The organism is Streptomyces sp. NPDC088794, from assembly GCF_044750545.1.
Lineage (GTDB): Bacteria > Actinomycetota > Actinomycetes > Streptomycetales > Streptomycetaceae > Streptomyces.
Genome location: NZ_JBIVKB010000004.1, coordinates 497060 through 513792, shown reverse-complemented (window position 1 = coordinate 513792; position 16733 = coordinate 497060). Strand labels below are relative to the sequence as shown.

General features: G+C 70.4%; 17 protein-coding genes and 1 tRNA gene. 10 read left to right on the top strand and 8 right to left on the bottom strand.

The features are described 5' to 3' along the window. Nucleotides 1-51: 51 nt before the first annotated feature. The 6 genes from ACIP6U_RS14885 to ACIP6U_RS14860 all read left to right on the top strand — a co-directional run bounded on the left by ACIP6U_RS14885 (nucleotide 52) and on the right by ACIP6U_RS14860 (nucleotide 4812). Nucleotides 52-123: transfer RNA gene (locus ACIP6U_RS14885), tRNA-Gln, on the top strand. Between the two features lie 129 nt (nucleotides 124-252). Beyond that, a complete protein-coding gene (glmU, locus tag ACIP6U_RS14880) occupies nucleotides 253-1701 on the top strand; it encodes a bifunctional UDP-N-acetylglucosamine diphosphorylase/glucosamine-1-phosphate N-acetyltransferase GlmU (RefSeq protein WP_401716652.1) in 1449 nt (482 codons plus the stop codon). A gap of 77 nt (nucleotides 1702-1778) precedes the next feature. After that, nucleotides 1779-2759, top strand: a complete 981-nt coding sequence (locus ACIP6U_RS14875) for a ribose-phosphate diphosphokinase (protein WP_124003789.1) — start codon at nucleotides 1779-1781, stop codon at nucleotides 2757-2759. A gap of 201 nt (nucleotides 2760-2960) precedes the next feature. After that, complete coding sequence (locus ACIP6U_RS14870) at nucleotides 2961-3548, top strand: 50S ribosomal protein L25/general stress protein Ctc (RefSeq protein ID WP_401716649.1); 588 nt, start codon at nucleotides 2961-2963, stop codon at nucleotides 3546-3548. A 102-nt stretch (nucleotides 3549-3650) separates the two neighbouring features. Continuing rightward, on the top strand, nucleotides 3651-4253 hold the full coding sequence (pth, locus tag ACIP6U_RS14865; protein ID WP_401716647.1) for an aminoacyl-tRNA hydrolase: 603 nt from the start codon (nucleotides 3651-3653) through the stop codon (nucleotides 4251-4253). A 64-nt stretch (nucleotides 4254-4317) separates the two neighbouring features. Beyond that, entirely contained in the window at nucleotides 4318-4812 is a 495-nt protein-coding gene (locus ACIP6U_RS14860) for a hypothetical protein (RefSeq protein ID WP_401716645.1), read from the top strand. Between the two features lie 79 nt (nucleotides 4813-4891). Here ACIP6U_RS14860 and ppc read toward each other — a convergent pair whose 3' ends face one another. Continuing rightward, entirely contained in the window at nucleotides 4892-7633 is a 2742-nt protein-coding gene (ppc, locus tag ACIP6U_RS14855) for a phosphoenolpyruvate carboxylase (protein WP_401716642.1), read from the bottom strand. Nucleotides 7634-7948: 315 nt separating this feature from the next. Here ppc and ACIP6U_RS14850 point away from each other — a divergent pair, with 315 nt between their 5' ends. Together ACIP6U_RS14850 and ACIP6U_RS14845 are read left to right on the top strand one after the other, a co-directional pair. Further along, the gene (locus tag ACIP6U_RS14850; RefSeq protein WP_401716640.1) at nucleotides 7949-8962 is read left to right on the top strand and encodes an acyl-CoA desaturase; all 1014 of its coding nucleotides are present in this window, start codon (nucleotides 7949-7951) and stop codon (nucleotides 8960-8962) included. Further along, entirely contained in the window at nucleotides 8959-9636 is a 678-nt protein-coding gene (locus ACIP6U_RS14845) for a TetR family transcriptional regulator (protein ID WP_401716637.1), read from the top strand. Before ACIP6U_RS14850 ends, ACIP6U_RS14845 begins: the two co-directional genes overlap by 4 nt. Before the next feature lie 134 nt (nucleotides 9637-9770). Here ACIP6U_RS14845 and ACIP6U_RS14840 read toward each other — a convergent pair whose 3' ends face one another. From ACIP6U_RS14840 to ACIP6U_RS14830, 3 genes are read right to left on the bottom strand one after another with little or no spacing between them, the layout of a single operon-like run. Beyond that, nucleotides 9771-9944, bottom strand: coding sequence for a CsbD family protein (locus tag ACIP6U_RS14840; RefSeq protein WP_401716634.1), 174 nt, complete (start codon nucleotides 9942-9944; stop codon nucleotides 9771-9773). Between the two features lie 6 nt (nucleotides 9945-9950). After that, nucleotides 9951-10379, bottom strand: coding sequence for a VOC family protein (locus tag ACIP6U_RS14835; protein WP_401716631.1), 429 nt, complete (start codon nucleotides 10377-10379; stop codon nucleotides 9951-9953). Nucleotides 10380-10381: 2 nt separating this feature from the next. Beyond that, the gene (locus ACIP6U_RS14830) at nucleotides 10382-11194 is read right to left on the bottom strand and encodes a trans-aconitate 2-methyltransferase (protein ID WP_401716629.1); all 813 of its coding nucleotides are present in this window, start codon (nucleotides 11192-11194) and stop codon (nucleotides 10382-10384) included. Nucleotides 11195-11297: 103 nt separating this feature from the next. Here ACIP6U_RS14830 and tamR point away from each other — a divergent pair, with 103 nt between their 5' ends. Further along, nucleotides 11298-11795, top strand: a complete 498-nt coding sequence (tamR, locus tag ACIP6U_RS14825) for a MarR family transcriptional regulator TamR (protein ID WP_401716626.1) — start codon at nucleotides 11298-11300, stop codon at nucleotides 11793-11795. A 252-nt stretch (nucleotides 11796-12047) separates the two neighbouring features. Here the strand turns inward: tamR and ACIP6U_RS14820 are convergent, their stop codons facing one another. After that, a complete protein-coding gene (locus tag ACIP6U_RS14820) occupies nucleotides 12048-12821 on the bottom strand; it encodes a LuxR C-terminal-related transcriptional regulator (RefSeq protein WP_401716623.1) in 774 nt (257 codons plus the stop codon). 258 nt (nucleotides 12822-13079) lie between these two features. Here ACIP6U_RS14820 and ACIP6U_RS14815 point away from each other — a divergent pair, with 258 nt between their 5' ends. Next, nucleotides 13080-13535 carry a GNAT family N-acetyltransferase gene (locus ACIP6U_RS14815; protein ID WP_401717005.1) on the top strand — a complete coding sequence of 152 codons (456 nt, stop codon included), beginning with the start codon at nucleotides 13080-13082 and terminating at the stop codon, nucleotides 13533-13535. On the opposite strand, the gene galK is transcribed toward ACIP6U_RS14815, so the two are convergent. Genes galK through galT form a run of 3 tightly spaced genes read right to left on the bottom strand, consistent with a single transcriptional unit; the run spans nucleotide 13528 to nucleotide 16705 of the window. Next, on the bottom strand, nucleotides 13528-14682 hold the full coding sequence (galK, locus tag ACIP6U_RS14810) for a galactokinase (protein WP_401716621.1): 1155 nt from the start codon (nucleotides 14680-14682) through the stop codon (nucleotides 13528-13530). The genes ACIP6U_RS14815 and galK overlap by 8 nt on opposite strands. Then, the gene (gene galE / locus ACIP6U_RS14805) at nucleotides 14682-15647 is read right to left on the bottom strand and encodes a UDP-glucose 4-epimerase GalE (protein WP_401716618.1); all 966 of its coding nucleotides are present in this window, start codon (nucleotides 15645-15647) and stop codon (nucleotides 14682-14684) included. The genes galK and galE overlap by 1 nt, the downstream gene beginning before the upstream one ends. Continuing rightward, the gene (gene galT, locus ACIP6U_RS14800) at nucleotides 15644-16705 is read right to left on the bottom strand and encodes a galactose-1-phosphate uridylyltransferase (protein WP_401716615.1); all 1062 of its coding nucleotides are present in this window, start codon (nucleotides 16703-16705) and stop codon (nucleotides 15644-15646) included. Before galT ends, galE begins: the two co-directional genes overlap by 4 nt. Nucleotides 16706-16733: the final 28 nt, after the last annotated feature.

Sequence of the window (16733 nt, the reverse complement as noted above, 5' to 3'; positions counted from 1 at the left end):
AGGAGCCGCCACCAGGCAGCCCGGCCGGACAACCGCTCCCGTCGTGCTCATTCCCCCGTGGTGTAATTGGCAGCACAGTGGCTTTTGGTGCCATTTGTCCGGGTTCGAGTCCTGGCGGGGGAGCAACACCCGCATCCAGCAACGCGCTTCGGGCCCTGACAGCACTGTCAGGGCCCACTCTCATGTCCCCCCATGAAACGCCCCGGTATCCTTCGGATGTCCCCACCTCATCCACAGCCGAAGGGCAACCCCGTGAGCGCCATTCGCCCGGCAGCCGTCGTCGTTCTCGCAGCGGGTGAGGGCACCCGTATGAAGTCGGCCACACCCAAGGTCCTCCATGAGATCTGCGGCCGTTCCCTGGTGGGCCATGTGCTCGCCGCCGCACGTGAGTTGGCGCCGGAGAACCTCGTCGTGGTCGTCGGGCACGCACGCGAGAAGGTCACCGCGCATCTCGGCGTGATCGACCCCGCCGTGCACACCGCCGTACAGGCGGAGCAGAACGGCACCGGGCACGCCGTACGGATCGGTCTCGAGGAGCTCGGCGGTTCCGTGGACGGGACCGTCGTGGTCGTGTGCGGGGACACCCCGCTGCTGACCGGCGAGACCCTGCGCCGGCTCGCCGAGACGCACTCCGCGGACGGCAACGCCGTCACCGTGCTGACCGCCGAGGTCCCGGACGCCACCGGCTACGGGCGGATCGTGCGGGACGACGTCACCGGTGCCGTCGTCGAGATCGTCGAGCACAAGGACGCGAGCGAGGCGCAGCGGACGATCCGGGAGATCAACTCCGGGGTGTTCGCGTTCGACGGGCAGCTGCTGGCGGACGCGCTGAAGAAGGTGCGCACGGACAACAGCCAGGGCGAGGAGTACCTGACGGACGTGCTCGGGATCCTGCGGGAGGCCGGGCACCGGGTCGGGGCCTCCGTCGCCGGGGACCACCGGGAGATCGCCGGGATCAACAACCGGGTGCAGCTGGCGCAGGCCCGGCGGATCCTCAACGACCGGCTGCTGACCGCCGCCATGCTCGGCGGGGTGAGCGTCGTCGACCCCGCGACGACCTGGATCGACGTCACCGTCACCTTCGAGCAGGACGCGATCGTGCACCCCGGCACCGAGCTGCACGGCTCCACGCATCTCGGCGAGGGCGCGGAGGTCGGCCCCAACAGCCGGCTCACGGACACCCGGGTCGAGGCGGGAGCGCGGGTGGACAACACCGTGTCCTACTCCTCGCACATCGGCGCGAACGCGTCCGTGGGCCCGTTCGCCTATCTCCGGCCCGGCACCCGGCTCGGCGCCAAGGGCAAGATCGGGACGTACGTGGAGACGAAGAACGCCTCCATCGGGGAGGGCTCGAAGATCCCGCACCTGTCCTACGTGGGGGACGCGACGATCGGCGAGTACAGCAACATCGGCGCGGCCAGCGTGTTCGTGAACTACGACGGACAGGACAAGCACCACACCACCGTGGGCTCGCACTGCCGGACCGGTTCGGACAACATGTTTGTGGCGCCTGTCACGGTCGGGGACGGCGCGTACACCGCCGCCGGGTCCGTGATCACGAAGGACGTACCGCCCGGTTCGCTGGCCGTGGCCCGGGGCCAGCAGCGGAATATCGAGGGTTGGGTGGCCCGCAAGCGTCCGGGGAGCGCGGCGGCGAAGGCGGCCGAGGCGGCCTCGGGCCAGGGCGAGAGCGAAGACTGACCGGAAACGGGTGCGTCGAACACGGCGTACCGTGATAAACGCACACCCAGTTGATGAACCTCTGAGGAGACAGTGCTGTGACCGGGATCAAGACGACCGGCGAGAAGAAGATGATGTTCTTCTCCGGCCGCGCCCACCCCGAGCTTGCCAAGGAGGTCGCCCAGCAGCTGGGTGTCGGGGTCGTCCCGACCAAGGCCTTCGACTTCGCGAACGGCGAGATCTACGTCCGTTTCGAGGAGTCGGTGCGCGGCGCGGACTGCTTCGTGATCCAGAGCCACACGGCTCCGATCAACCAGTGGATCATGGAGCAGCTGATCATGATCGACGCGCTGAAGCGGGCCTCGGCCCGCTCCATCACGGTGATCGTGCCCTTCTACGGCTATGCCCGGCAGGACAAGAAGCACCGCGGCCGCGAGCCCATCTCGGCGCGTCTGGTCGCGGACCTGATGAAGACGGCGGGTGCGCACCGCATCCTCACCGTCGATCTGCACACCGACCAGATCCAGGGCTTCTTCGACGGCCCGGTCGACCATCTCTTCGCGCTGCCGCTGCTCGCGGACTACGTGGGCCGCAAGGTCGACAAGGACAAGCTGACGGTCGTCTCCCCGGACGCCGGCCGCGTCCGCGTGGCCGACCGCTGGTGCGACCGCCTCGGCGCCCCCCTCGCCATCGTGCACAAGCGCCGGGACAAGGACGTCGCCAACCAGGTCACCGTGCACGAGGTGGTCGGCGAGGTCGAGGGCCGGGTCTGCGTGCTCGTCGACGACATGATCGACACCGGCGGCACGATCTGCGCCGCCGCGGACGCGCTGTTCGCGCACGGCGCGGAGGACGTCATCGTGACGGCCACGCACGGCGTGCTCTCCGGGCCCGCCGCGGACCGGCTGAAGAACTCCCGGGTGAGCGAGTTCATCCTGACCGACACCCTGCCGACGCCGGGTGAGCTGAGCCAGGACCTCGACAAGATCACCGTGCTGTCGATCGCGCCGACGATCGCCAGCGCGGTGCGCGAGGTCTTCGAGGACGGCTCGGTGACGAGCCTGTTCGACGAGCAGTAGGCCCCTGAGCCGCGGATCGTCGTAGATCGATTTCTGCTACGGCCTCCCCGCCGAGTACGCTGACCCAGTTGCTCGGCGAGGGAGGCCGTACCCGTTCCAGGGTTCGGCGGTCCGTTATCGACGCGCTCTTCGTAGCAGGCCGATGTTCGGCCGGGTGACCACCTGCCCCAGGCTTACCAAGTCTTTCTACGAGGAGTGAACATGTCCGAGGTCAAGCTCGCCGCCGAGACCCGCACCGAGTTCGGCAAGGGCGCCGCCCGCCGCATCCGCCGTGAGAAGAAGGTCCCCGGCGTGGTCTACGGCCACGGTGGCGACCCGGTCCACATCACGCTGCCGGGCCACGAACTGCTGCTCGCCCTGCGTACCCCGAACGTCCTGCTCTCCCTGGACATCGAGGGCCGGACCGAGCTCGCGATCCCGAAGGCCGTCCAGCGTGACGCCGTCAAGGGCTACCTCGAGCACGTCGACCTGCTCCTCGTGAAGCGCGGCGAGAAGGTCACCGTCGAGGTCTACGTCCACACCGAGGGCGAGCTGGCCCCGGGCGCCTACCTCCTCGAGCACGTGCTGAGCACGCTGACCGTCGAGGCCGAGGCCACCAACATCCCCGAGTCGGTCACCGTCTCCATCGCGGGCCTGGAGGCCGGCGCCTCCATCGCCGCCAAGGACATCCCGCTCCCCAAGGGCACCACGCTGGCCATCGACGAGGACGCGGTCGTCCTCCAGGTCCTGGCCGCCCAGGCCGAGGAGACCACCGAGGACGAGGTCGAGGGCGAGTCCGCCGAGGCCTGATCCTCACCTCATCACCGTTTCGCCGGCCGCTGTTCCCTTGGGGGGCAGCGGCCGGCTGCCGGGGGTTCGGGGGTGTCCACCGAAAAGCACAGCAATGGAGACATGGACGTGACGACCGACGCCAATGCCCCCTGGCTGATCGTGGGGCTCGGGAATCCAGGCCCGGAGTACGCGAGGAATCGGCACAACGTGGGCTTCATGGTGGCCGATCTGCTGGCGGAGCGGATCGGGGGGAAGTTCAAGCGGGCCGGCAAGGCACAGGCGCAGGTCGTCGAGGGGCGGATCGGGCCGCCGGGGCCGGCCAACCGGCGGGTGATCCTGGCGAAGCCGATGTCGTACATGAACCTGTCGGGCGGGCCGGTGAACGCGCTGCGCGACTTCTACAAGGTGCCCCTGGTCAACGTCGTGGCCGTGCACGACGAACTGGACATCGACTACGGGACCCTGCGGCTGAAGCTGGGCGGCGGGGACAACGGCCACAACGGGCTGAAGTCGATGACGAAGGCGATGGGTCCCGACTACCACCGGGTGCGGTTCGGGATCGGCCGGCCGCCGGGGCGGATGCAGGTCGCCGACTTCGTGCTGAAGGACTTCTCCGGCGCCGAGCGCAAGGAACTGGACTACCTGGTCGACCGGGCGACCGACGCGGCGGAGGCGCTGGTCCTCGAAGGTCTCGAGCGGGCGCAAAGCACGTACAACTCCTGACTTGTCGCCCGCCCGGGCCGACCCGAGTTGACCGCGCGCAGGGCCATGGCCAATGATCCCGGCCATGCCCGCCACAGCCGCCACCTCCCGCAGGACCCCGGTCACCGCGCTGCGGTTCGGGCGGCTCGCGGCGATGGGGACGATCGCGGTGCTGATCATGGTCGCCGGTGTGTGGGCGTCGTGGGGCAGCGCCCAGTACGTGATGCTCACCAAGGGGCGCGAGCAGGGCACGGTCGAGGTCGCCAGGTGCGACGGGGACACCTGCACCGGTGCCTACACGCCGGTCTCCGCGGGCTCGGAGCCGCGCTCGCACGTCGTCATGGAGAAGACCGTCGCCTTGCAGACGGGCCATTCCTACACGGTGGTCGTGAAGCCGGGCACGGACGAGGTCTTCCGGTGCGGGCTCGCGGGCGTCCTGTACGCGTGGGTGCCACTGGGCGGCGCGCTGCTGCTCGCGTCCGTCGTGGTGGCCGGCGGCCTCGGCCGGATCCGGCTGGGCTGGGTGCTGGCGGGCTCGGGAGCGGCGCTGCTGACGGCCACGTTCATCGCCGTCCAGTGACCGACGCACGGACGCGTCCAGGAACGGCGGTGCCCCCGGGATCGTACGGATCCCGGGGGCACCGTCCTGTCCGAGTGGCTCAGCCCGTGTTGCGCAGGCCCGCGGCGACGCCGTTGACCGTGAGCAGGAGGGCCCGGGCCAGCAGCGGGTCCGGGGTCCGGCCGGCGGCCGCCGCGTCGCGCTGGCGCTTGAGCAGGGTCACCTGGAGGTAGGAGATCGGGTCCAGGTAGGCGTCACGGATGGTGAACGTCTGCTTCAACACCGGGGTGGCGTCGAGGAGTTCGGTCTCGCCGGTGACCCGCAGCACCTCGGTGACGGTCAGCTCGTGCTCGGCCCTGATCGTGTCGAAGACGTGCTTCAACTCGTCCGGGACGAGCGTGTCGACGTAGTGCTGGGCGATCCGCAGGTCCGTCTTGGCCAGCGTCATCTCGACGTTGGAGATGAAGTTGCGGAAGAAGTGCCACTGCTCGTGCATCTCGTCGAGCACGGTGTCGAGGCCGGCTTCGCGCAGCGCCTTCAGCCCTGAACCCACACCGAACCAGCCGGGCACGATCTGCCGGGACTGGGTCCAGCCGAACACCCACGGGATCGCGCGCAGTCCGTCGAGCGAGACGCCCGAGCCGGGGCGGCGGGAGGGCCGCGAGCCCAGGTGCAGATCGGCGAGCTGGTCCACCGGCGTGGACGCGAGGAAGTACGTCGGCAGGTCCGGGTCCTCGACCAGCCTGCGGTAGGCCGCGTGGGCGGCGTCGCTGACCACGTCCATGGCCGCGTCCCAGCGGGCGAGCGCCTCGTCGGACTGGCGGGGCGAGGTGTGCAGGGCGGACGCCTGGAGGGTGGCCGCGACCGTCAGCTCCAGGTTCTCGCGCGCCAGCGACGGCACGAGGTACTTGTCGGAGATGACCTCGCCCTGCTCGGTCACCTTGATCTCGCCCTCCAGCGTGCCCCACGGCTGCGCGAGGATCGCGTCGTGCGAGGGGCCGCCGCCGCGGCCGACGGTCCCGCCGCGGCCGTGGAAGAGCCGCAGGCGTACGCCGTAGCGGTGGGCGACGTCACGCAGGCGCCGCTGGGCGCGGTGGATCTCCCACTGCGACGTCGTGATGCCACCGAACTTCGACGAGTCCGAGTAGCCGAGCATGACCTCCTGGACATCGCCCCGCAGCGCCACCAGACGCCGGTAGGACGGGTCGGAGAGCATGTCCTCCAGGATCGTGTCGGCGGCCTTGAGCTCGTCCGTGGTCTCAAGGAGCGGCACGATGCCGATCTTCGCCCACCCGGCGTGCAGGTCGAGCAGTCCGGCCTCGCGGGCCAGCACGGCGGCGGCGAACACGTCGTCGGCGCCCTGGCACATGGAGATGATGTACGACTCGACGACCTCGGGCCCGAACACCTCGAGGGCCCGCTTCACGGTCTGGAAGACACCGAGGGTCTTCTCGCCCGCCGCGTCCACCGGCGCCGGAGTCGGGGCCAGCGGCCGCCTGGACCGCAGCTCCTTGGCGAGCAGCTTGCCCCGGTACTCGCGGGGCATGTCGGCGTACCGCCAGGACTCCTCGCCGAGCCGGTCGAAGAGCTGGCCGAGGGCGTGGTGGTGGGCGTCGGCGTGCTCGCGCACGTCCATGGTGGCGAGCTGGAGGCCGAAGGCGGCCAGGGTGCGGATGGTGCGGTTCATCCGGCCGTCGGCGAACAGGCCGCCGCGGTGCTCGCGCAGCGAGGTCTGGATGAGCGTGAGGTCCGTCAGCAGCTCGCCGGTGCCGAGGTAGTCGCGGCCGGGCTGGTGCGGGGTGCCCTTGGCCAGACGCTGCTTGGTGTTCTCCAGCTTCTGCCGGATGCAGGTGGCCTTGAGCCGGTAGGGCTCCTCCGCGTTCAGCCGCTTGTAGCGGGGGCTGATCTCGGGCAGCCGCTGGAGGTCGGTGCCGAGCGAGTCCAGGAGCTCGTCGGTCGCACCCGTGTAGCGGATGGAGTTGGACAGGAAGCCGCGCAGCTCGTCGATCTGCTCCAGGGCGTCGTTGATGCCGTGCTCGTGCTGGAGGATCAGGACGTCCCAGGTCACCTGCGGGGTGACGTTCGGGTTGCCGTCGCGGTCGCCGCCGATCCAGGTGCCGAAGGTCAGCGGCCGGGTGGCGTCGGGGAGCTGGACGCCGACGCGCTCCAGCTCGGCGGTGAGGTCCTCAAGGACGTCACCGACGGCGCCGGCGTGCAGTTCGTCGAGGTAGTAGATCGCGTTGCGGGCCTCGTCGGCCGGCTCGGGGCGCACCACGCGCAGTTCGTCGGTCTGCCAGACCAGGTCGATGTTCTCGGCCAGCCGCGTGTCGTAGCGGCGGCGGTCGGCCTCGATGACCGGGGTCTCCAGGAGCGCGGCGATGCGCCGGAGCTTGTTGAGGACGGACCGGCGGGCGGCCTCCGTGGGGTGGGCCGTGAACACCGGCCGCACGTTCAGGTTGCCGACGGTCTGGCGCAGGTGCTCGGGGTCGGCGTCCTTGAGACGGTCGGCGGTACGGGCCAGCAGACCGCCCTCGGCGGCGCGCCGGGCGCGCAGCTCGCGGCCCCGGTGCACCTGCTCGGTGACGTTGGCCAGGTGGAAGTAGGTGGAGAAGGCGCGCACCAGCTTGGCCGCGGTCTCCAGTTCGATGCCTCGCAGCAGCTCGGCGGCGGCCTCGCCGTCCTCGCGGGTGAGGCGGCGGACCTTCTCGACCAGCTCCAGGAGCTCGGGGCCCTCCTGGCGGACGAGGGTCTCGCCGAGCAGGTCGCCCAGTCGCCTGATGTCGGCGCGCAGCTCGCTGCTGGTCGAGGTGGTGCTCGTAGTCAGGTCGTCGGCACTGCTCACAGGTGCGGCTCCTTGCAGTGTTGAAGCTCGTCCGGGAGGGAACCCGGCCGACCGGGGCCGTGCGGCGAGCTGCCGCATACGGCCCTGACATCCGGGAAGGAATCAGAGCGGACCGCGCTGTCCGACCGACTCCAAGGATAGGTGTCCATGCGGACGCGCAGACTGTCGGGCTCCTTGCCGCCCGGCCATCCACTGCCATACTTACGATGCCGTAGGTTACGGAACCGTAGGGACTGTCGTAACGGAGCCCGGGCAAGGTTCCCGTTGCCGTCCCGGCACCGCCTCTCCACCATCGACCCCACAGGGGACGCCACCATGTCCACAAGTTCCGATGTGCTCGACGACGCCCCGAAGGCGAACAACGACACCCCCCTCCCCCCAGCGACCCTCGGCGGTGAGAAGAAGGGGACGGTCGAGCAGCTCGCGCTTCTCCTCTTCATCGTCGTACCCTTCGTGGCCCTTCTCGCAGCGGTGCCCCTGGCCTGGAGCTGGGGCGGTGTGAGCTGGCTCGACCTCGGGCTGCTCGTCTTCTTCTACTTCCTCGGCTGCCACGGCGTGACGATCGGTTTCCACCGCTACTTCACCCACGGTTCCTTCAAGGCCAAGCGCCCGCTGCGGATCGCGCTCGCCATCGCCGGTTCGATGGCGGTGGAGGGGCCGCTGGTGCGCTGGGTGGCCGACCACCGCAAGCACCACAAGTTCTCCGACGCGGAGGGCGACCCGCACTCCCCGTGGCGCTTCGGCGAGACCCTGCCGGCGCTGATGAAGGGCCTGTGGTGGGCGCACATCGCCTGGATGTTCGACGAGGAGCGGACCCCGCAGGACAAGTACGCGCCGGATCTGATCAAGGACACGGCGATCCGTACGATCTCCCGGCAGTTCATCTACTGGACGATGCTCTCGCTGGCCCTGCCCGCCCTGATCGGCGGTCTGGTGACGATGTCCTGGTGGGGCGCCTTCACCGGCTTCTTCTGGGGTTCCCTCGTGCGGGTGGCACTGCTGCACCACGTGACCTGGTCGATCAACTCGATCTGCCACGCGGTCGGCAAGCGGCCCTTCAAGTCACGGGACCGCTCGGGCAACGTGTGGTGGCTCGCGGTGCTGTCCTGCGGTGAGTCCTGGCACAACCTGCACCATGCCGACCCGACCTCCGCGCGGCACGGTGTGATGCGCGGCCAGGTGGACTCCTCGGCGCGCATCATCCGCTGGTGCGAGCAGCTCGGCTGGGCCTACGACGTGCGCTGGCCGTCACGCTCGCGTATCGATTCCCGCCGGAACACCGACCAGGACGGCTCCCGGCGCGGGAGGGAAACCGCCGAGGCGGCATGATTGACGCCGTGGCGACCGACTCCAGCAGCACCCCGAGCAATGAAAAGCCGCGGCGTGCCCGCCGCACCCGGATGACGGGTGCCGAGCGTCGCCAGCAGCTGCTGGAGATCGGCCGCACCCTGTTCGCCGAGAAGGGCTTCGAGGGCACGTCGGTGGAGGAGATCGCGGCGAAGGCCGGGGTCTCCAAGCCGGTGGTGTACGAGCACTTCGGCGGCAAGGAGGGCCTGTACGCGGTGGTCGTGGACCGCGAGATGCGCCGCCTCCTGGACATGGTGACCAGCTCCCTCACCGCGGGCCACCCCCGCGAACTGTGCGAGCAGGCCGCCTTCGCGCTCCTGGACTACATCGAGGAGTACACGGACGGCTTCCGCATCCTGGTCCGCGACTCCCCCATCCCGCAGTCGACGGGTTCCTTCGCGTCCCTGATCTCGGACATCGCGACGCAGGTCGAGGACATCCTGGGCCGCGAGTTCAAGAACCGCGGCTTCGACTCCAAGCTGGCTCCCCTCTACGCGCAGGCGCTGGTCGGCATGGTCGCGCTGACCGGCCAGTGGTGGCTGGACGTCCGCCGTCCGAAGAAGGCGGAGGTCGCCGCCCATCTGGTCAACCTGGCCTGGCACGGCCTGGACGGCCTGGAGGCGAAACCGCATCTGATAGGGCGCCGCAAGAGCTGACCGGCCGCGCGGAGAAGAAAGCACGCGGAAAAAGGCGCACGCGAGAAGGCGGGCCCCTGCCGTCCCAGGCAGGGGCCCGCCTTGTTTCCCCGGCGTCGGCCTACAGTGCTCGACCGCATCGGCGCCCGAGCACGTCAGTCCTTGAACACGTCCTTGACCTTCTCCTTGGCCTGGCGCGCGTCACCCTTGGCCTGCTCGGCACGGCCCTCGGCGGTCAGCCGCTCGTTGCCGACGGCACGGCCGACGGTCTCCTTGGCCTTGCCCTTCATCTGCTCGGCCTTGGCCTTGCCCTTTTCCTCTTCAGCCACCGTTCATCACTCCAAAGATCGGTCGGATTCCGGTGTCGCACTCCGGGTGTCCGCCGAGCCCTTCGGCAAACCTCGATCCCGCGGTTCAAGGAACTCCAGCCGGTTGCCGACCGGGTCGTCCGCGTAGAAGCGCAGGTGCCCCGGGAGGTCGTCGTCCCAGGTCACGGTCGCTCCATACGCCACCAGCCGGGCCGCGTACGCCTCGATGCCGGTGACCCGCAGCCCCGGGTGCGCCTTCCTGGCGGGCCTGAAGTCGGCCTCGATCCCCAGGTGCAGCCGCACCGCCCCGGCCTCGAACCAGCATCCGCCCCGCGCGGCGAGCACCGCCGGCTTGGGCACCTCGGTCATGCCGAGGACGTCGGCGTAGAAGCCGCGCAGCAACTGCTCGGAGCCGGGCGGGGCGGCGAGCTGGACGTGGTCGACGGCCGCGAGCACGGTCAGTCCGCCTTGCGGGCGACCGCGAAGATACGGCGGAAGGGGAACGGGGTGCCGTGCGCGGTCGCCGGATACGCCTCGCGCAGGGCGGCCCGGTAGGCGGCGAGGAACTCGTCCCGGGCGGCCGGGTCGTCGGCGAGAGCGGTGAGCACCGGCCGCAGCCCGGTCCCCTTCACCCAGTCGAGGACCGGGTCCTCACCGGTCAGGAGATGGACGTACGTCGTCTCCCAGACGTCGGCCGAGGCGCCGAGCGCGGTCAGCCGCTCCAGGTAGGTCTCCGGGGCGAGCACGGCGTCGTCGTGGCGGAGGGTCTCGGCGAGGCGGTCGCGGAAGGGGGCGGAGTGGGCCAGGTCGCGCATCAACTGGTGGCTGGGGGCGGAGAAGTTGCCGGGGACCTGGAAGGCGAAGGTGCCGCCGGGGGCGAGGGCGGCGATCCAGTCGGCGAAGCGGTCGACGTGTCCGGGGACCCACTGGAAGGTGGCGTTGCTGACGATCAGGTCGTACGTGCCCTCGGGCGCCCAGGTGCGGACGTCGGCGTAGGAGAAGTCCAGGCGGCCGCCGCCGGGTGTCTGGCCCTCGTACTCCACGAGGGCCTTGTCGAGCATCTCGGGCGAGTTGTCGTAGCCGACGATGTGCGCGGCGGGCCAGCGCTCGGCGAGCAGGGCGGTCATGTTGCCGGGGCCGCAGCCGAGGTCGGCGACGCGGGGTGCGGAGGACGGCGGGTCCGGGACGCGGGCGAGAAGGTCGGTGAAGGGGCGGGCGCGGTGGTCGGCGTGGCGCAGGTACTGGGCGGGATCCCAGGTGGGAGTGGTCATGAGGTCCACCTTCCCTCCGATATATCTTGATGTCAAGAGACTTGACTTCAAGATGCTCCACTTCAAGAGACTTCACGTCGACACAACCACTACACTGATCGTCATGGAGGACGAGGTCGATCGGCTGGTCGCAGCGTGGCGCCGGGAGCGTCCGGACCTCGACGTGGAGCCGCTGGAAGTACTCAGCCGGGTGAGCAGGCTGGCGCGGCACCTGGATCGGGCGCGCCGGCTGGCCTTCGCCGAACACAGCCTGGAGCCCTGGGAGTTCGACGTGCTGACCGCGCTCAGGCGCGCGGGAACGCCGTATCAGCTCTCCCCGGGCCAGTTGTTGACGCAGACTCTGGTCACCTCGGGCACGATGACCAACCGCATCGACCGGCTGGCCAAGAAGGGCCTGGTGGAGCGGCTGCCCGACCCGAGTGACCGGCGCGGGGTGCTGGTCCGGCTGACCGAGGAGGGCCAGGACCGCGCGGACCAGGCCCTGGCCGGCCTGCTCGCCCAGGAACGCGCGATCCTCGCCGAGCTCTCCCGAGCCCAGCGCGGCGAACTGGCGGGCCTGCTACGCCAACTGACGGCACCCTTCGACAACATCCCAGGCTGAACACTCCGTCGGTCACCCGACACCGGCCCTGCGGCCCCGCCACGCACCACTTGGCCGTGGCCGGCCGGGACGCACGGGTCCCACGCGGGCCTCGTCCGCCGGACAGACCCTGACGCGCCCAGGGTTGGCCGGCGAGATCCGACCGCCCCGCAGGTCCCGGCACGTGCGCTTCCACCACCCGCCGATCCCGTCCGCCACCGGGCCTCGCCTCGTTCGGCCCGGCCGAGGTGTACCCGACCGTCCGCCGGAGGCCTACGCCGTGTGGGTCTCCTCCGCCCCGATGCGTGCCGTCGGTTCCAGGTCGACCGGGCCCACTCCTGCCCGGCGCGCGAGCGCGACCGCGGCGAGGGTGGAGTGGACGCCGAGTTTGCCCAGGACGTTCTGCATGTGGGTGCGGACGGTGTGCGGGGAGAGGAACAGGCGCTCGGCGACGGCCTTGCGGCCCAGGCCGGCGACCATGCAGCGCAGCACTTCGCGCTCCCTCGGCGTGAGGGACTCCACCAGCCGCTCGCTCTCGGTGCGGTGCTTGCGCGCCGCCGTGAGTTCCCGCAGGACACCCGTGAGCAGGGCCGGCGGCAGATGCGTCTCGTCGCGCAGCACCCCCCGGATGACCGTGAGGAGGCGGGACAGCGAGCAGTCCTTCGCCACCCATCCCGACGCCCCGGCCTGGAGGGCCAGTGCGGCCCGCCGGGGATCGTCCTTCTCGGCCAGGACGACGATCCGGACGCCCGGCTGGGCGGTGCGGACGCCGGCGACGAGCGATATCCCGTCGACCAGCCCGTCCTCACCGGCTTCCTGGAGCGGCACGGCGGGCCGGACGCCCGGCACGTTGCCCCCCAGGTCCGAGTCGACGAGCAGCACGTCGTAGCGGCGCCCCTCGGCGGCGGCGCGCTCCAGACTGCGCAGCGCCGCGGGACCGCTGCCGGCGGCGGAGACGTCGACATCGGGCTCTGCGGCCAGTGCCGCGGCGAGCGACTCGGCGAAGATGCGATGGTCGTCGACGACCAGGACACGGATGCGAACCACGAAACCCCCTTCCCCAAGCTCTCGAAGAGCAGGGGATACCCCATCGTCGGGAGACGACACGGGCGCAGGTACGACGCCCGAAGCGCGATGGCTGTGCACGGCCGCCGCCATGCGTGAACTGCTACCCCCACTTCGGGTGCCGTACCCGACTTGTCTCGCCCCCTGATCAGCACCGGCCCCCACCGGTGCCGTTCATCAGGGTACGGCTGGGGGGCGGGAGCGGAAGGTAATTTGCAGAACTGGTTGGCCAGCGCGTTTATGGTGAGCCGCATGTTTCGTCTTGAGACAGAAATCGACAGGGCCCGACGCGATCTTCTCCGTTCCCGGCTCCGGGACACCAACACGGCCGCCTCACCGGTGCTGCGCGCACTGCGCGGAACCCCCGCGGAACGTGAACTTCCGCTCCATGTCTGGGCATTGGACGAGGCGGACGGCCTCGCCGGCGGCCTGGTCGGTCACACCTGGACGAGCTGGCTGCACGTGGCGTACCTGTGGGTCGACGACCGCCACCGCGGCGCGGGGCTCGGCTCCCGGCTCCTGGAAACGGCGGAGCGCGTCGCGCGCGAGGAGCGGGGCTGCGGGTCGGCCCGGCTGGAGACGTGGGACTTCCAGGCGCCGGAGTTCTACAAGAGGCACGGCTACGAGGTGGTGTGCGTGATCCCCGACTATCCGCCGGGGATCACCGAGTACACCTTGACCAAGCGGCTCAGCTGAGCCGGCGCGCGCCCGGCGAGGGCACCGCCTCGAACACCCGCGGCGCGAGGAACCCGGCCGTGGCGAAGGCCTCTTCGACGGCCTTGGTGATGGTGTCCACGTCGGCGGTCTCCGCGAGGACGATCGCCGAGCCGCCGAAGCCGCCGCCGGTCATCCGGGCGCCGAGCGCGCCGGTGGCGACGGCGGTGTCGACGACGAGGTCCAGCTCCGGGCAGGAGACCTGGAAGTCGTCGCGCAGCGAGGCGTGACCGGCGACCAGCACCGGCCCGATCGCGCGGGTGTCCCCCGCCTCCAGGAGCGCGACCACCCGCTCCACCCGCTCGTCCTCCGTGACGACGTGCCGGACCAGCCGGACCACTTCCTCGTCGTCACCGAGCCGGGCCAGGGCCGCGTCGAGCTCGTCGTACGGAATGTCCCGCAGGGCGTCCACGCCGAGCAGCGCCGCGCCCTTCTCGCAGCCCGCGCGCCGCTTGCCGTACTCGCCCTCGCTGTGCGAGTGCTTGACCCGGGTGTCGACGACCAGCAGGCGCATGCCCTCGGCCGCGAGGTCGAAGGGGATCTGCTTCTGCGAGAGGTCCCGGGTGTCGAGGAACAGGGCGTGACCCTCCTCGCAGCACGCGGACGCGGTCTGGTCCATGATGCCGACCGGCGCACCGACGTAGACGTTCTCCGCGCGCTGGCACAGCCGGGCCAACTGCCAGCCCTTGAGACCCAGTTCGTACAGGTCGTTGAGCGCGAGGGCGACGACGACCTCCAGGGCCGCCGACGACGACAGGCCCGCGCCCGCCGGAACCGTCGAGGCCAGATGGACGTCCGCGCCGGTGACCGGGTGCCCGGCCTCGCGCAGCGCCCAGACGACACCCGAGGGGTACGCCGTCCAGTCGCGGTCGTTCTCGGGCACCAGGGCGTCCAGGGACAGCTCGACGACCCCGCTCTCGACGTCCGCGGAGTGCAGGCGCAGCACCCCGTCCGTACGGCGCGAGACGGCGGCCACCGCGGTGTGCGGCAGCGCGAACGGCATCACGAAACCGTCGTTGTAGTCGGTGTGCTCGCCGATCAGGTTGACCCGGCCCGGCGCCGCCCAGACACCCTCCGGCTCGGTCCCGTACAGCCCGACGAAGTCCTCACGGACCTGCTCTGCCCCCACTACTGCTCCCTTGCGATCTGCTGCGCGAACTCCCAGGCGTCCGCGACGATACCCGCGAGGTCCGCGCGGGACGGCTGCCAGCCCAGCTTCTCGCGGGCGGTCTGCGCCGAGGCCACCAGCGACGCCGGGTCGCCGCCCCGGCGCGGGGCCACCACCTCGGGGATCGGGTGCCCGGTGACCTGGCGGACGGTCTCGATGACCTGGCGGACCGAGAAGCCCTCGCCGTTGCCCAGGTTGCAGATGAGGTGCTCGCCGGGGGTGGCGGCGGTCAGCGCGAGCAGGTGCGCCTCGGCCAGGTCGGCGACGTGGATGTAGTCGCGCACGCAGGTGCCGTCGGGCGTCGGGTAGTCGTCGCCGAAGACCGAGATGGCCTCGCGCCGGCCCTGGGCGACCTGGAGGACCAGCGGGATGAGGTGCGACTCGGGGTCGTGCCGCTCGCCCTGCGCGCCGTACGCGCCCGCCACGTTGAAGTACCGCAGTGAGACCGCGCCCAGGCCGTGGGCTGCCGCCTCGCCGGTGATCATGTGGTCGACGGCGAGCTTGGAGGCGCCGTAGGGGTTGGTCGGGGCGGTGGGTGCCGTCTCGACGATCGGGACCTCGGTCGGCTCGCCGTAGGTGGCCGCGGTGGAGGAGAAGACCAGCTTGCGCACGCCGGCCTCGCGCATCGCGCCGAGCAGCGCCATGGAGCCGCCGACGTTGTTCTCCCAGTACTTCTCGGGCTTCACGACCGACTCGCCGACCTGGGAGAAGGCGGCGAAGTGCAGCACGCCCTCGTAGGAGGAGTCGAGCCACTTGGCGGCGTCACGGATGTCGCCCTCGACGAAGGTCGCCCCGGCCGGGACGCCCTCGCGGAAACCGGTGGACAGGTTGTCGAGGACGGTGACCTCGTGGCCCGCCTCCAGCAGATGCCGGGCGACCACGCTGCCGACGTACCCCGCGCCACCGGTGACCAAGTACTTGCTCATGAACTCGCTACCTCTCGCAGACGCTGGGCCGCGCGCTCCGGCGGCACGTCGTTGATGAACACGCTCATGCCGGACTCGGAGCCCGCGAGGAACTTCAGCTTGCCGGAGGTGCGGCGGATGGTGAAAAGCTCCAGGTGCAGCGCGAAGTCGTCCCGGCTGACGCCGTCGAACTCCGCGAGCGCGCCGAACGGCGCCTGGTGCCAGCCCGAGATGTAGGGCGTGGGCGGTTCACCTTCGCCGAAGATCCGGTCGAAGCGCCCCAAGAGTTCCAGATAGACCTGGGGGAACTCTGTGCGCGCCTCCTCGTCCAGACCGAGCAGATCGGGCACCCGGCGCTTGGGATACAGGTGGACCTCGTAGGGCCAGTGCGCGGCGTACGGCACGAAGGCGGCCCAGTGTTCACTCTCCAGGACGACCCGCTCGCCGGAGAGTTCACGCTTCAGGACGGTGTCGAAGAGGTTCTCCCCGCCGCTCGCCTTTTTGTGCTGCGCGAGTTGACGCAGCATCAGCGCGGTGCGGGGGGTGATGAAGGGGTAGGCGTAGATCTGGCCGTGCGGGTGACCGAGCGTCACGCCGATCTCCTCGCCGCGGTTCTCGAAACAGAACACCTGCTCCACGGAGGGGAGATGCGACAACTCCGACGTGCGGTCCGTCCACGCGTCCAGCACCAGCGCCGCCTGCTCCACGCTCAGGTCGGCGAAGGAGGCGTTGTGGTCGGAGGTGAAGCACACCACCTCGCAGCGCCCGGAGTCGCCGGCCAGCGAGGGGAAACGGTTCTCGAAGACCACGACGTCGTACGAGGAGTCGGGGATCTCGCTCAGCCGGCCGTCCCGCGAGGGACACAACGGGCACTCGTCGGCCGGCGGGTGATACGTGCGGCCCTGGCGGTGCGAGGCGACGGCGATCGAGTCGCCGAGCAGCGGATCGCGGCGGATCTCGGAGGACGTGACCGTCGGCTCCAGCGGGCGACGGTCCACGGCGTCCCGCACGGTGTCATCGCGCAGATCGTAATAAATCAACTCGCGACCGTCGGCCAGCCGGGTCGAGGTCTTCTTCACTGCGGACTCCCGTTGTTCGAGCCAGCCA